Source organism: Burkholderia sp. AU31652 (assembly GCF_002223155.1).
Taxonomy (GTDB): Bacteria; Pseudomonadota; Gammaproteobacteria; order Burkholderiales; family Burkholderiaceae; genus Burkholderia.
Genome location: NZ_NKFG01000004.1, coordinates 914982 through 930019, shown reverse-complemented (window position 1 = coordinate 930019; position 15038 = coordinate 914982). Strand labels below are relative to the sequence as shown.

13 protein-coding genes are annotated in these 15038 nt (G+C 67.1%); 9 read left to right on the top strand and 4 right to left on the bottom strand.

The genetic code is table 11. The features are described from left to right. Positions 1-120: 120 nt before the first annotated feature. The 7 genes from CFB40_RS16725 to CFB40_RS16695 all read left to right on the top strand — a co-directional run bounded on the left by CFB40_RS16725 (position 121) and on the right by CFB40_RS16695 (position 8594). Positions 121-1428 (top strand): MFS transporter, encoded by a 1308-nt coding sequence (locus CFB40_RS16725; RefSeq protein ID WP_089426537.1) that lies wholly within the window; start codon positions 121-123, stop codon positions 1426-1428. A 335-nt stretch (positions 1429-1763) separates the two neighbouring features. Continuing rightward, positions 1764-3392 carry an ABC transporter substrate-binding protein gene (locus CFB40_RS16720; RefSeq protein ID WP_089426536.1) on the top strand — a complete coding sequence of 543 codons (1629 nt, stop codon included), beginning with the start codon at positions 1764-1766 and terminating at the stop codon, positions 3390-3392. Between the two features lie 117 nt (positions 3393-3509). Then, positions 3510-4520, top strand: a complete 1011-nt coding sequence (locus tag CFB40_RS16715; protein ID WP_089426535.1) for an ABC transporter permease subunit — start codon at positions 3510-3512, stop codon at positions 4518-4520. A gap of 4 nt (positions 4521-4524) precedes the next feature. Continuing rightward, positions 4525-5442 (top strand): ABC transporter permease subunit, encoded by a 918-nt coding sequence (locus CFB40_RS16710; RefSeq protein ID WP_089426534.1) that lies wholly within the window; start codon positions 4525-4527, stop codon positions 5440-5442. Positions 5443-5444: 2 nt separating this feature from the next. Continuing rightward, the gene (locus CFB40_RS16705; protein ID WP_089426533.1) at positions 5445-6443 is read left to right on the top strand and encodes an ABC transporter ATP-binding protein; all 999 of its coding nucleotides are present in this window, start codon (positions 5445-5447) and stop codon (positions 6441-6443) included. Further along, positions 6440-7456: a peptide ABC transporter ATP-binding protein gene (locus tag CFB40_RS16700; protein ID WP_089431828.1), complete on the top strand. Its 1017-nt coding sequence runs from the start codon at positions 6440-6442 to the stop codon at positions 7454-7456. The genes CFB40_RS16705 and CFB40_RS16700 overlap by 4 nt, the downstream gene beginning before the upstream one ends. After that, positions 7449-8594 carry a TraB/GumN family protein gene (locus tag CFB40_RS16695; RefSeq protein ID WP_089431827.1) on the top strand — a complete coding sequence of 382 codons (1146 nt, stop codon included), beginning with the start codon at positions 7449-7451 and terminating at the stop codon, positions 8592-8594. Before CFB40_RS16700 ends, CFB40_RS16695 begins: the two co-directional genes overlap by 8 nt. 560 nt (positions 8595-9154) lie before the next feature. Here CFB40_RS16695 and pxpA read toward each other — a convergent pair. The 3 genes from pxpA to pxpB form a co-directional block, all read right to left on the bottom strand. Further along, positions 9155-9919 carry a 5-oxoprolinase subunit PxpA gene (pxpA, locus tag CFB40_RS16690; RefSeq protein WP_089426531.1) on the bottom strand — a complete coding sequence of 255 codons (765 nt, stop codon included), beginning with the start codon at positions 9917-9919 and terminating at the stop codon, positions 9155-9157. Positions 9920-9992: 73 nt separating this feature from the next. Next, positions 9993-11060, bottom strand: coding sequence for a biotin-dependent carboxyltransferase family protein (locus tag CFB40_RS16685; protein ID WP_089431826.1), 1068 nt, complete (start codon positions 11058-11060; stop codon positions 9993-9995). Then, a complete protein-coding gene (gene pxpB, locus CFB40_RS16680) occupies positions 11057-11713 on the bottom strand; it encodes a 5-oxoprolinase subunit PxpB (RefSeq protein WP_089426529.1) in 657 nt (218 codons plus the stop codon). The genes CFB40_RS16685 and pxpB overlap by 4 nt, the downstream gene beginning before the upstream one ends. 148 nt (positions 11714-11861) lie before the next feature. Between pxpB and CFB40_RS16675 the strand changes: the two genes are divergently transcribed. Next, positions 11862-12374, top strand: coding sequence for a winged helix DNA-binding protein (locus tag CFB40_RS16675; RefSeq protein WP_089431825.1), 513 nt, complete (start codon positions 11862-11864; stop codon positions 12372-12374). A 74-nt stretch (positions 12375-12448) separates the two neighbouring features. Here the strand turns inward: CFB40_RS16675 and CFB40_RS16670 are convergent, their stop codons facing one another. Beyond that, positions 12449-13057 (bottom strand): 5-formyltetrahydrofolate cyclo-ligase, encoded by a 609-nt coding sequence (locus CFB40_RS16670; RefSeq protein WP_089426528.1) that lies wholly within the window; start codon positions 13055-13057, stop codon positions 12449-12451. A gap of 8 nt (positions 13058-13065) precedes the next feature. On the opposite strand from CFB40_RS16670, the gene CFB40_RS16665 reads away from it, so the two are divergent. Beyond that, on the top strand, positions 13066-15018 hold the full coding sequence (locus tag CFB40_RS16665; protein WP_089431824.1) for a lytic transglycosylase domain-containing protein: 1953 nt from the start codon (positions 13066-13068) through the stop codon (positions 15016-15018). Positions 15019-15038 lie beyond the last annotated feature (20 nt).

Genomic DNA, 15038 nt, shown 5'->3' with positions numbered 1-15038 from the left:
GCGTTTTTTATTGCTTGAAAACGGTTCCGTCGCTTTCTACACTCGCTGCACACCGGCGCGCCGCGGGCACCCCGCGCGCCGCGCAGCCCGACACGGCGAACCGACGAGGACGAGGCACGCATGGCGACGATTGCGAATTCAACGAAAACGAGCCGGCCCGAGCGTGCACTGAACCGGCGTGCGGTCGCGGCCGCCGTGATCGGCAATGCGCTCGAGTGGTACGACTTCACGGTGTTCGGCTTCATGACGGTCGTGATCGCCGAGCTGTTCTTCCCGACCTCCAGCGAATACTCGTCGCTGCTGCTGACCACCGCGACGTTCGGCGTCGCGTTCTTCATGCGTCCGATCGGCGGCATCGTGTTCGGGCTGTACGCGGATCGCGCGGGCCGCAAGGCCGCGCTGTCGCTCGTGATCCTCCTGATGACGGCCGGCATCTTCCTGCTCGCGGTCGCGCCGCCGTATGCGGCGATCGGCATCGGCGGCCCGCTCCTGATCGTGCTCGGCCGTCTGCTGCAGGGCTTCTCTGCGGGCGGCGAATTCGGCAGCGCGACGGCGCTGCTGATCGAAGCCGCGCCATTCTCGAAACGCGGCTTCTACGGCAGCTGGCAGATGGCGAGCCAGGCGGCCGCGCTGCTGATCGGCGCGCTCGTCGGCGCGGCCGTCACGCGCGGGCTGTCGCACGAGGCGCTGCGCAGCTGGGGCTGGCGCGTGCCGTTCATCCTCGGGCTCGTGATCGGCCCGATCGGCTTCTACATCCGCCGCCATCTCGCCGATTCCGAGGCGTTCCTGCATGCGCAGCAAAGCGCGCGCCGCGTGACGCTCGGCGAAGTGTTCACGCGCTACCCGCGCGAGGTGCTGTGCGGGCTCGGCTCGGTGATCGCGCTGACGGTGACGATCTACGTGCTGATCAGCTATCTGCCGACCTTCGCGGTGAAGCAGCTGAAGCTGCCCTACGCGGAATCCTTCTATGCGGTGATCGTCGGCAACCTGCTGCTGATGGTGCTGTCGCCGATCGCGGGCGCATGGTCGGATCGCATCGGCCGCAAGGGGCTGTCGCTGTGGTCGCTCGCGCTCACGCTCGTGCTGCTGTATCCGCTGTTCGCCTGGCTCGACGCGGCGCCGAGCATCGCGCGGCTGATCGCGGTGCAGGCCGTGCTGTCGGTCACGCTCGCGGGCTACTACGGGCCGTTCGGCGCGATGATCGCCGAGCTGTTCCCGGCCAACGTGCGCTCGACCGGGCTGTCGATCGCGTACAACGTCGCGGTGATGCTGTTCGGCGGCTTCGGGCAGTTCATCGTCACATGGCTGATCAAGGTCACGGGCACGCCGCTCGCGCCGACCTACTACGTGATGGCCGGGATCGCGCTGTCGATCGTCGCGGTCGCGTTCGTGCCCGCGCGCAGCGCCGACCTCGACGCGCCGGCGTGACGACGCGGCGACGCGACAACATGACGATTTGACGACGATCACCGGATCGTTTCGCAAAACGCAATGATGTGCTGCGGAACACGGGAAAGCGGTGCGCCGGGCCTTCGTGTTCGCGCCCGAATTGTTTAGTCGTCGAACGAAACTTGCGCGAAATGAACGAAATGGGCGCTCGCGCGCGTTGTCGCATTTTTTACTCCCACTAAACATCGGCAAAAACCCGGCGGGACATCTAGAAGAGTTTTTTCTCCAGCTTGTTGCCACATCGTTAGCTCAAGTAATATCCGCGTACGCCGGCCCCTGGCGGGCCGGTTCCGATCTGGAGACCTGGAGGAAACATGGAATACAACCGTCTGTTGCACACCCTGCGTGTTACCGCCATTGCAGGCGTGGCAGCGGCATCGCTCGGCGTCGCGGGCTCTGCATTCGCACAGATTCCGAACAAAACGCTCGTCTACTGCTCAGAAGGCAGCCCGGCGGGTTTCGATTCCGCGCAATTTACGACCGGCGTCGATTTCACCGCCGCCACGTTCACCGTCTACAACCGCCTCGTCGAATTCGAGCGCGGCGGCACGAAGGTCGAGCCGGGCCTCGCAGAGAAGTGGGACGTGTCGCCGGACGGCAAGGTGTACACGTTCCATCTGCGCCACGGCGTGAAGTTCCACACGACCGACTTCTTCAAGCCGACGCGTGAATTCAACGCGGACGACGTGCTGTTCACGTTCCAGCGCATGCTCGACCCGAACCAGGCGTTCCGCAAGGCGTACCCGGTGTCGTTCCCGTACTTCACCGACATGGGTCTCGACAAGCTGATCACGAAGGTCGAGAAGGTCGATCCGTACACCGTGAAGTTCACGCTCGCCGAGCCGAATGCGCCGTTCATCCAGAACATGGCGATGGAATTCGCGTCGATCCTGTCGGCCGAATACGGCGACCAGCTGATGAAGGCAGGCAAGGCCGCCGACATCAACCAGAAGCCGGTCGGCACGGGCCCGTTCATCTTCCGCAGCTACACGAAGGACGCGACGATCCGATTCGACGGCAATCCTGATTACTGGAAGAAGGGCGAAGTGAAGATCTCGAAGCTGATCTTCTCGATCACGCCGGATCCGGGCGTGCGCGTGCAGAAGATCAAGCGCAACGAATGCCAGGTGATGAGCTATCCGCGTCCGGCCGACATCGCGACGCTGAAGGCCGATTCGGGCGTCGACATGCCGTCGCAGGCAGGCTTCAACCTCGGCTATCTCGCGTACAACGTCGAGCACAAGCCGGTCGACAAGCTCGAGGTGCGTCAGGCACTCGACATGGCGATCAACAAGAAGGCGATCCTCGAGTCCGTCTACCAGGGCGCAGGCCAGGCGGCGACCGCGCCGATGCCGCCGACCCAATGGTCGTACGACAAGAACCTGAAGATGGCGCCGAACGACACCGCGAAGGCGAAGGCGCTGCTCGCGAAGGCCGGCTTCCCGAACGGTTTCGAGATCACGCTGTGGGCGATGCCGGTGCAGCGCGCATACAACCCGAACGCCCGCCTGATGGCCGAGATGATCCAGGCCGACTGGGCGAAGATCGGCGTGAAGGCGAAGATCGTCACGTACGAGTGGGGCGAGTACATCAAGCGCGCGCACTCGGGTGAGCAGGACACGATGCTGATCGGCTGGACGGGCGACAACGGCGATCCGGACAACTGGCTCGGCACGCTGCTCGGCTGCGAAGCGATCAAGGGCAACAACTTCTCGCACTGGTGCTACAAGCCGTTCGACGAGCTGGTCCAGAAGGGCCGCACGACGACGGGCCAGGACGCGCGGACGAAGCTCTACATGCAGGCTCAGCAGATCTTCGCGCAACAGCTGCCGTTCTCGCCGATCGCGAACTCGACGGTCTATCAGCCGGTGCGCAAGACCGTGGTCGACATGCGTATCGAGCCGCTCGGCTATGCCCGCTTCGACGGTGTGAGCGTGAAGTAACGCACCCGGCGTAAGCTGTCTACGAAGACCGAGACCGGCTAATTCATCCGGCGGCGGGAGGCCAAAAGCTTCCCGTCGCCGGTCGCACATTTCCCACAAGAAAATACGAGACGCATCATGTTCACATTCGTGTTGCGCCGCGTGGGCATGGTGATCCCGACTTTCATCGGCATCACCATCCTGGCGTTTGCGCTGATTCACCTGATACCGGGCGACCCCATCGAAGTGATGATGGGCGAGCGCGGCGTCGATCCCGCGATGCATGCGGAGGCGATGAAACGCCTCGGGCTCGACCAGCCGCTGCCCATGCAGTACATCCACTACATCGGCCGGGCGCTGCATGGCGACCTGGGCATGTCGATCATCACCAACACGAGCGTCGCGGGCGAGTTCTTCGCGCGCTTCCCGGCGACCGTCGAGCTGTCGCTGTGCGCACTCGTGTTCGCGCTCGCGGTCGGGCTGCCGGCCGGCGTGATCGCCGCATTGCGGCGCGGCTCGGTCGTCGACCATGGCGTGATGGGCACCGCGCTTACCGGCTACTCGATGCCGATCTTCTGGTGGGGGCTGATCCTCATCATGGTGTTTTCGTCATATCTCGGCTGGACGCCGGTGTCGGGGCGCATCGCCGTCGAATACGATTTCCCGCACCCGACGGGCTTCATGCTGATCGACGCGCTGCTCGCGCCGGATGAAGGCGCGTTCAAGTCGGCGGTCAGCCACCTGATCCTGCCCGCGATCGTGCTCGGCACGATCCCGCTCGCGGTGATCGCGCGGATGACGCGCTCGTCGATGCTCGAAGTGCTGCGCGAGGACTACATCCGCACCGCCCGCGCGAAGGGGCTGTCGCCCGCGCGCGTGGTCGTCGTGCATGCGCTGCGCAATGCGCTGATCCCGGTCGTCACCGTGATCGGCCTACAGATCGGCACGCTGCTCGCGGGCGCCGTGCTGACCGAGACGCTCTTTTCGTGGCCCGGTGTCGGCAAGTGGCTGATCGATGCGATCGGCCGCCGCGACTATCCGGTCGTCCAGGGCGGCATCCTGCTGATCGCGACGCTCGTGATCGTCGTGAACCTGGTCGTCGACCTGCTGTACGGCGTGCTGAATCCGCGCATCCGCCACACGAGGTAATCCCATGAGCAATCTGCAAAATACCCTGCCGACCGAATCCGCGCCGGCCGGCGGCCGTGCGCTCGCGCTGCGCGAGTTCTGGGCCAACTTCTCGCGCAACCGGGGCGCCGTCGGCGCCGGCATCGTCGTGATCGTGCTGATCCTGGTCGCGCTGCTCGCGCCGCTGCTCGCGCCGCACAGCCCGGTCGAGCAATACCGCGACTTCGTGAAGATCCCGCCCGCATGGCTCGAAGGCGGCAACTGGAAATTCATCCTCGGCACCGACGAAGCAGGCCGCGACATTCTTTCGCGGCTGATGTTCGGCGCACGGATGTCGTTCTGGATCGGCTTCGTGTCGGTCGTGCTCGCGCTGATCCCCGGCATCGTGCTCGGGCTCGTCGCCGCGTTCTTCCAGAAGTGGGCGGACACGCCCGTGATGCGCATCATGGACGTGCTGCTCGCGCTGCCGTCGCTGCTGCTCGCGGTCGCGGTCGTCGCGATCATCGGCCCGGGCCTCACCAACACGATGTTCGCGATCGCGATCGTCGCGCTGCCTGCCTATGTGCGTCTCACGCGCGCATCGGCGCTCGGCGAGCTGCAGAAGGAGTACGTGACGGCGTCGCGCGTGGCCGGTGCCGGCACGCTGCGCCTGATGTTCTCGCAGGTGCTGCCGAACTGTACGGCGCCGCTGATCGTGCAGGCGACGCTCGGCTTCTCGTCGGCCATCCTCGACGCGGCCGCGCTCGGCTTCCTCGGCCTCGGCGTGCAACCGCCGACCGCCGAGTGGGGCGCGATGCTGGCCTCCGCGCGCGACTACATCGACAATGCGTGGTGGATCGTGACGATGCCGGGCCTGTCGATCCTGATTTCGGTGCTCGCGATCAACCTGCTCGGCGACGGGCTGCGCGACGCGCTCGATCCCAAACTGAAACGGATGGCGTGAACATGAGCCAAGATCTTCTGACCATCCGCAATCTCGCGGTGAACTTCAACGGCCTGCCTGCGGTCGACCGGATCAACCTGTCGATCGCGCCGGGCGAGGTGGTGGGCGTCGTCGGCGAATCGGGCTCGGGCAAGAGCGTGACGATGATGGCGCTGATGGGCCTGATCGACGCGCCGGGCAAGGTGACGGCGGACGAAGTCACGTTCAACGGCGTCGACCTGCTGAAGGCGTCGCCGAAGGCGCGCCGCAAGATCGTCGGCAAGGACATCGCGATGGTGTTCCAGGACGCGCTGACGAGCCTGAACCCGAGCTATACGGTCGGCTACCAGATCAAGGAAGTGCTGAAGCTGCACGAGGGCTTGCGCGGCGACGCGCTGCACCGGCGCGCGCTCGAACTGCTCGACCAGGTCGGCATTCCCGATGCGAAGAACCGCATCGCGTCGTTCCCGCACCAGATGTCGGGCGGGATGAACCAGCGCGTGATGATCGCGATGGCGGTGGCGTGCAACCCGAAGCTGCTGATCGCCGACGAGCCGACCACCGCGCTCGACGTGACGATCCAGGCGCAGATCATGGACCTGCTCGTGAAGCTGCAGAAGGAGCGCGGGATGGCGCTCGTGCTGATCTCGCACGACCTGGCCGTGGTGTCGGAAGTCGCGCAGCGCGTGGCGGTGATGTACGCGGGCGAGGTGATCGAGACCAATCGCGTGCCCGACATCTTCCGTGCGCCGCATCATCCGTACACCGAAGCGCTGCTCGCGGCGATTCCCGAGCACAATCAGGGGGCGCGTCGCCTTGCCGCATTGCCCGGCATGGTGCCGGGCCGCGATGATCGCCCGTCCGGGTGCCTGTTCGCGCCGCGCTGCAAGTACGTCGTCGACGATTGCCGCAAGGCGCGGCCGGCGCTCGACACGCTGGTGCCGGCCAACGATGCGATGCGCGCGCGCTGCATCAAGCCGCTCAACGTTTCCAACCTCGACCTGACGGGAGGTGCACGATGAATGCAGTCAATCAAACGCCTCGCGTGTCGCACGACGAGGAAGCCGTGCTGGTGGCCGACGGCCTCGCGAAACACTATTCGGTGAAGCGCGGGATGTTCGGGCAGGGCACGGTGAAGGCACTGAACGGCGTGTCGTTCTCGCTGAAGCGCGGCAAGACGCTCGCCGTCGTCGGCGAATCGGGCTGCGGGAAGTCGACGCTCGCCCGCCAGCTGACGATGATCGAGACGCCCACCTCGGGCAGCCTGACGATCGACGGCAAGAACGTCGCCGGCGCCAGCCGCGAGACGGTGGCCGACCTGCGCCGCCGCGTGCAGATGGTGTTCCAGAACCCGTTCGCGTCGCTGAATCCGCGCAAGACCGTCGAGCAGACGCTTTCCGAGCCGCTCGAGATCAACGCGAACCTGACCGCCGCCGAACGCGCGCAGCGCATCGCGCAGATCATGCGCACGGTCGGCCTGCGGCCCGAGCACGCGAAGCGTTATCCGCACATGTTCTCGGGCGGCCAGCGCCAGCGTGTCGCGATCGCGCGCGCGATGATTCTCGATCCGCGCATCGTCGTCGCCGACGAGCCGGTGTCCGCGCTCGACGTGTCGATCCAGGCGCAGATCCTGAACCTGTTCATGGATCTGCAGGAGCAGTTCAAGACCAGCTACGTGTTCATCTCGCACAACCTGTCGGTGGTCGAGCACGTCGCGGACGACGTGATGGTGATGTACTTCGGCAGCGTCGCGGAGCTGGGCGACAAGGCGACGATCTACGCACGGCCGCGCCATCCGTACACGCGCGCGCTGATGTCGGCGACGCCGGCGATCTTCGAGGAAGACCGCCGCGTGCAGATCAAGCTGCAGGGCGAACTGCCGTCGCCGCTCAATCCGCCGTCGGGCTGCGCGTTCCATCAGCGCTGCCCGTATGCGGTCGAGCGCTGCCGGCTGGAGGAGCCGCAGCTGCGCGAGGTCGACGGCCGGCGCGTGGCCTGCCATCGGGCCGAGGAAGTCGGGGAGGAGAATGCCTGAGGTGTTGGCGGCGCGCGCGTCCGGCGTGCGCCGTGCGGGGGCAAGCAGCGCGCGCGTGATGCGCGCGTGCCGCTACGCGCGGCGCTGGAGCGTGCGTACCGTCACGGGCGCGGCGCTGGCCGGCGCGTGCGTGGCGGCCAGCCTCGTGGTTCCCGTCGAATCCGCGCGCGCCGAAGGGCGCGCGCCGGCCACTTCACCGATCCATCCATCGCAAGTCCCGCCGCCCGGCATGAGCCTGCCGGGCTTCCACGCGCCTGCCGTGTCGAACGGCACGGTTTCAAGCGGCTCCGTGCGCGTGCAGCCCGCCCGCATGCCGTTCTACGTTGCAACCAAGGGCAAGGTCACGCTCTACGTGCTCGGCACGCTGCACACCGGCGACCCGTCCGACTACCCGAGCGTGCAGCCGTTCCGGCCGCGCATCCTCGCGGCGCTCGCCGCGTCGCCCACCCTGGCGCTCGAGCTGTCGCCCGACGACCTGCTCGAATCGCAGGACGACGTGTCGAAGTACGGCGTCTGCCGCTACCCGTGCCTGCAGCGCCTGCTGCCCGAGCCGCTGTGGCAGCGGCTCGCGGCGCGCCTGCGCGGCAACCCGGCCGCGCTCGTCGAGATCCGCAAGATGCGGCCGTGGCTCGCGGCGCTCGTCGTCGAGACCTACGATTCGCTGTCGGCCGGCCTGCAGACGGAATACGGCACCGAGGCGCAGCTGCAGAACGTGTTCCTGAAGAAGAAGGGCGGCCGCGTGATCGGGCTCGAGACGCTCGCCGAACAAATGCGCGCGTTCACCGGGCTGACGCTCGCCGAGCAGCGCGAGATGCTCGCGCAGGACATGGTGCAGACGCCCGCGCAGAACGCCGACGACATCAAGGCGCTGCATCGACTGTGGCGAATTGGCGACGCCGATGCGATCTCGGCATGGGCGGTCGCGAAGAGCGAACGGCTCGCGCGTTCGAAGGCGTTGTCGGACGCGATCGACAACAAGATCGTGTACGAGCGCAACCGGCGCTTCGTTGCACGGATGACGGCAATCGCCGCACCGAACCGGCCGCTGTTCGTCGCGATCGGCGCGCTGCACCTGGGCGGCCCGCGCGGCGTGCTCGAATTGTTGCGTCAACAAGGTTACAGCGTCGACGCGAACTGATCGCCGTCACCGCGCCCGAACCGATCCTCCCCTGTTTGATCGACGCCGTGCGAGCGGCTCAAACGCCTGGTTGGGCACGCGATTCGATAAGGAAAACCCTCGAATCATCAGAAAATAGCGTTTCAAACGATTGACATCCCGATCTGCCAATATCTATTCTTCGATCCACAAGTTGAAAAAATGAAAAGAATAGAAAAAGTTCTACGGGGTAGCAGAAAATAAAGCGCGGGGTTAGCGCGTTGCCGGCACGTGGTGCACGTGCCGGCCGCGGAAGTGTCTGCATGTACGGCGGGGCCAATCATCGTCGGACAACAACAATGCATGCAGGCCGACTTGCGGGATAAGCGACGTTCCGTCGTCCCACCGGGGAAAGGCAGTAATCGGGCGGCGGCGGACGTTTTTTAATCCGGAATAGTTTTCCGGTCACCGTCGCAAGACGGTTTCGGGGGGCGAATCGACAGACGGCGAAGCCGCAGCGATTGTGCCAACGGAAAAGCGCCACGAGGGCGCTTTTTTCTTTTGTGCGACGGATCGTGCGTCCGCCGGCGCGATCGGCCGGATCAGGCGCGTTCGTCGGCCTGCAGCATCCCGGGCGCGACCACGTCGACGCCCACCGCCTCGAGCGCGGCGCGAATCCGTTTCGCGAATGCCAGCGCGTGCGGCCCGTCGCCGTGCAGGCAGACGGTCTGCGCATTGAGCATCACCCATTCGCCGCCGATCGCCCGCACCTGCCGGCTGCGCACCATGTCCAGCGTGCGCGCGATCATCGTGTCCTCGTCGTCGATCAGCGCGCCGGGCTGGTTGCGCGGCACGAGCGAGCCGTCCGCGCGGTAGCCGCGATCGGCGAACACTTCCTCCACCGCGGCGAGCCCCGCGTGCCGCGCGGCCGCGACGAACACGCTGTTCGCGAGCCCGAACACCGCGAGCGACGGGTCGAAATCGCGGATCGCGGACACCACCGCATCGGCGATCAGCGGGTCGCGCGCGGCCTGGTTGTACAGCGCGCCGTGCGGTTTCACGTGCGCGATGCGCCCGCCCTCGGCCTGCGCGATCGCCGACAGCGCGCCGAGCTGGTACAGCACGCCCGCGTAGATGTCGCTGGCCGGCAGCTGCATTTCCTTGCGGCCGAAATTCTCCGGATCGTGAAAGCTCGGGTGCGCGCCGATCGCCACGCCTTTCTGCACGGCCCAGCGTACGCAGTCGCGCATCGCGTTCGCACCGCCCGCATGCCACCCGCATGCGATGTTCGCGGACGTCACGAGGTCGAGCAGCGCCTCGTCCGAACCGCATCCTTCGCCGAGATCGGCATTCAGATCGATTTGCATGATGTTCCTCGTCCACTGATTGCGTGGCCCGTTTTCTCTACTGCGACTGCCTTCGGTACCGCTACCGCCATTGTCACGCCGCGCGCGACTCGGCGCGGCGGCGCGCTTCCTCGCGCATGTCGATCGCCACGTCGATCTGCCGCAGATACGCACGTTCCGCGGCCAGCGCGGCGCGCGCGGCGTCGGGTGTCGTGCGCACGAAGCGGATCGGCAGGTTGAGCCGCGCCTGCGCGAGTTTCCACAGGTCCGCCCGGATCACCGTGCCGATCTTCGGGTAGCCGCCGGTGGTCTGCGCGTCGTGCATCAGCACGATCGGCTGGCCGTTCGGCGGCACCTGGATCGTGCCGGGCAGCACCGCGTGCGACAGCAGCTCGGCCGGCCGCTCGCGCACGAGTTCGACACCGGCCAGCCGGTAGCCCATGCGGTTGCTGTTCGCCGTGACCAGCCATTCCTCATCCCAGAACGCCTGCTGCGAATCGGCGGCGAACGACGCGTAGTCGGGGCCCGGCAGCACGCGCACCGGCATCGCCCACGGCGCATGCGCGGGGCGGTGACGGCGCGGCGGCTCGTCGACGCGCACGAACGCGCACCACGCCGGCGCCTTCACGCCGAATTCGGGCGCGTCGGCCGCGAGGCAACCCATCCCGACCGGAAGCACGCCGACCGGGAGGCGATCGCCGTCGCGCAGCGCGCGGCCGCCGAGGCCGCCGAAGCGCGACGCGAGATCGGTGCTGCGCGAGCCGAGCATCGGCAGTACGTCGATGCCGCCGGCGATGCACAGGTAGCCGCGCATCCCGCGTTTCGCGGCGGGCAGCACGAGCGTCTGCCCGGCCTCGACCGGCAGGCTCCACCATGAATATACGCGCTGGCCGTCGAGCGTCGCACCGAACTCGGTGCCGGTGATCGCGATGCGGGTCGCGCGCGTGAAGCGGAACGCGGCCGGGCCGATCGTGATCTCGACGGCCGCCGCATCGGCGCGGTTGCCGACCAGCCGGTTGCCGACTTCGAGCGCGAGGCCGTCGAGCGCGCCGCCCTGCGCGACGCCGAGATGGCGCGCGCCGCGGCGCCCGAGATCCTGCACGGTGGACAGCGGGCCGGCCCGCACCACTTCGATGGTGCCCGGTACGGTGCTCTGGGTCATCGTGCGTCGACTCCGGCAATGGTGAAGCGCACGCGGTCGCCGGGCAGCAGCAGCGTCGGCTGCGGCCGCGCCGGGTCGAACAGCACGTGCGACGTACGGCCGATCAGTTGCCAGCCGCCGGGCGACGTGGCCGGGTAGATGCCCGTCTGCGCGCCGCCGATGCCGACCGAGCCGGCCGGCACCTCGAGGCGCGGCGCCGCGCGGCGCGGCATGTGCAGCGCGGCGTCGAGCCCGCCGAGATACGCGAAGCCCGGCTGGAAGCCGACGAAGAACACGACGTAGGCGCCGGCCGCGTGGCGCGCGACGACTTCGTCGGCCGACAGGCCGGTATGCGCGGCGACGGCAGGCAGATCGGGGCCGGCGGCGCCGCCGTATTCGACCGGGATCTCGACCTCGCGGCCGTCCGCGTGCTCGACGTCGGCCGTCTCCCACGCGTCGCGCAGCGCGGGCGTGAGCGACTCGGCCGTCGTGGCGAGCGCGTCGAATACGATCGTCAGGTTATTCATGCCGGGCACGACGTCGATCACGTCGGGCCACGCGCGCGCGGCCTCGGCAACGGCCCAGACGCGGCGCTGGCAATCGAGCGTGGCGGGCGGCGGCACCTCGCAGACGAGGGCGGCATCGCCGAGCGGATAAAAGCGGGGTTGCGTCATCGGACTGGCACGGTTCGGACGGCAATGTTAGCGCACATTGTCAATAAAATATCGACAACTTCCCAATAAGCGTTTTCGCCTAGCCCGTATGTCGGGGCTTCTGGCGTACACTCGGCACACCCTGTCATCCGGCTTGCTCCGCCTTTCCATGAAGCGTCCTGCGACCAAGATCGTGTCATCCGAACACCTCGTTTCCGATTCGAGCGCGGAGCTGTCGGAACTCGAATACGGCCTCATCATGGCAGGCAATGCTTTCAATCGGTGGATGGTGCGCTGCATGTCGGCGGCCGGCGCGAAGGACATGACGGCGGTCGAGGTGTCGCTGCTGCATCACGTCAGCCATCGCGAACGCAAGAAGAAGCTCGCCGACATCTGTTTCGTGCTCAATATCGAGGATACGCACGTCGCGACCTATGCGCTGAAAAAACTGATCGCCCGCGGCTATGTGAAGAGCGAGAAGAACGGCAAGGAAGTGTTCTTCTTCGCGACCGACGCGGGCCGCGACCTGTGCCTGAAGTACCGCGAGGTGCGCGAGCACTGCCTGATCGAGACGCTGAAGGACAGCGGGCTCACCAACGAGCAGATCGGCGACGCGGCGCAGTTGCTGCGCAACGCATCGGGCCTGTACGACACGGCCGCGCGCGCGGCGTCGTCGCTGTAAACGGTTGCGCCGCGGCTGGCGCGCCGCGGTGCGCTGACGGGCGTGCGACGACGGATGCGGCGCCGCCCGCCGCCTCATCCGGCGGCCGGGTACAGCGCGCCGTCGGTCACGATCCAGTGCAGCGCGAGATCGTGCGCTTCGGCCGGCAGCGCATCGACGCGGCACGCTTCGTACGCGATGCCGACCGTCACGGGCAGTTCGCTGCCCGGCCATGCGGCGAGCGTACGGTCGTAGTAGCCGCCGCCGTAGCCGAGCCGGTAGCGCTGCAGATCGAATCCCACACAGGGAATCAGCAACAGGTCGGGCACGACGACGATTCCCGACGCCGGTTCCGGAATCCGGTGATGACCTTCGCGCATCGGCGTGTGCGTGTCCCACGCATGGAACTCGAGCGGCGTGTGCCGCTCGTCGATCACGGGTAGCGCAGCCTGCCTGCCGGCACCGGCCGCGCACCACGCGAGCACCGCCTCGCGCGCATCGAATTCGCCCGGCAGCGGCCAGTAGAACCCGACCGTGCGCGGCGCGAGCCGGTCGAGCAGCGTGCGCAGCCGCGCATCGAGCGCGGCGTTCGCGGCGGGTTGCGACGCGGCGTCGCGACGCGCGCCGGACAGCGTTTTGCGTAGCGCAACCTTCGGGTTCGGCACAGGGTTGCGTGCTATGCTTTCGCTCACTTCGTGCTCCATTCAAAACGATGTCGAACAGCCTTTTCCGAGTATATCGCGCGGTCGCGCTCACACTTTCGGCCGCCGCGCTCGTCGCGGGTACGGCTGCGTGCGCCGCACCGAACGACGATACGGTCGCCGGGGATGACCAGACCTTCGTGCAGCTTCGTGAAGCCGCGCGTCGCAACGACGCCGCGAAAGCCGCGCAGCTTGCGTCGATGATCCCGAACTATCCGGTACCGTCCTACGTCGAGTATTTCCAGATCAAGCCGCAGTTGTTCGATTCGACGGGCCGCGCGCGCGTGGACGCGCCGGACGCGCCCGTGCAGTCGTTCCTGCAGCGCTACGACGGCCAGGCGATCGCCGACCGCCTGCGCAACGACTACCTGCTCGTGCTCGGCGCGCGCCACGACTGGCGCAACTTCGACGAGCAATACAAGCGCTTCGTGCTCGACGACGACACGCAGGTCAAGTGCTATGCGCTCGAATCGCGCGCGGCGCGCGGCGAGAACGTCGCCGAAGCGGCGCGTGCGCTGCTCGTCGAGCCGAAGAATTACGGCGACGCGTGCGTCGACCTGATCACCGCGCTCACGGTCAACCAGCAGTTCACGAGCGACGACGTGTGGCAGCAGGCGCGCCTCGCGTACGAGCAGAACTACACGACGCTCGGCGGCAAGATCGTCGACGCGCTCGGCCCGCGCCCGGTCGGCTTCGACCAGGCGACGAGCGCGCCGCCGCTGTACCTCGCGCGCGGCGTCGGCCCCGACGCGACGTCGCACCAGATCGCACTGATCGCGCTCGGCCGCATGGCGCGCAACGATCCGGACGCCGCCGCCGGGATGCTGACCACGGTCGCGCCGTCGCTGACCAAGCAGGAGCAGGCGATCGCGTGGGGCGCGATCGGCTACCAGGGCGCGATCAAGCGCTCGCCGCTCGCGTCGGTCTGGTACGCGAAATCGACGAATGCGCCGCTGTCGAACCCGGGCTACGAATGGCGCACGCGCGCCGCGCTGCTCGCCGGCAACTGGCCGATGGTGCGCTGGTCGATCGAGCAGATGCCGCCGTCGCTGCGCGACGATCCGGCGTGGATCTACTGGCATGCACGCGCGCTCAAGCAGAGCGGCGACACGCTGCAGGCGAACCAGGAATTCGAGCAGGTCGCGGGCCAGTTCAACTTCTACGGGCAACTCGCCGGCGAAGAGCTCGGCCAGCGCACGACGATCCCGCCGCGCACGAAGGTGAGCGACGCCGAGATCGACGCGATGAGCAAGATTCCGGGCTTCGCGCTTGCGCAGCGTTTCTATGCGCTGAACCTGCGCCTCGAAGGCAACCGCGAATGGAACTGGCCGCTGCGCGGGATGACCGATCGCCAGCTGCTGGCCGCGGCCGAATACGGCAAGCGCGTCGAGCTGCTCGACCGCACGGTCAATACGGCCGACCGCACGAAGGCCGAGCACGACTTCACGCTGCGCTACCCGTCGCCGTACCGCAACATCGTCGAGCGCTATGCGCAATCGACGGGCCTCGACACCGAATGGGCGTACGGGCTGATCCGCCAGGAATCGCGCTTCATCATCAGCGCGCGTTCGTCGGTGGGCGCGGGCGGCCTGATGCAGCTGATGCCGGCCACCGCGCAGATGGTCGCGAAGAAGCTCGGCATGGGCACGATCTCGCGCGCGCAGATGCACGACATCGATACCAACATCCAGCTCGGCACCTGGTATCTGGCGGACATCTACAACAACTTCGACAGCTCGCCGGTGCTCGCCACGGCCGGCTACAACGCGGGCCCGGGCCGGCCGCGCCAGTGGCGCCAGGTGTTGACGCAGCCGGTCGAAGGCGCGATCTTCGCAGAAACGATTCCGTTCAACGAGACGCGCGACTACGTGAAGAACGTGCTGTCGAACACCGTCTACTACGCGGCGCTCTTCGAGGGCAAACCGCAGTCGTTGAAGAAACGTCTAGGCATGATCTCGCCCTGATACGCAATCTTCACACTGCC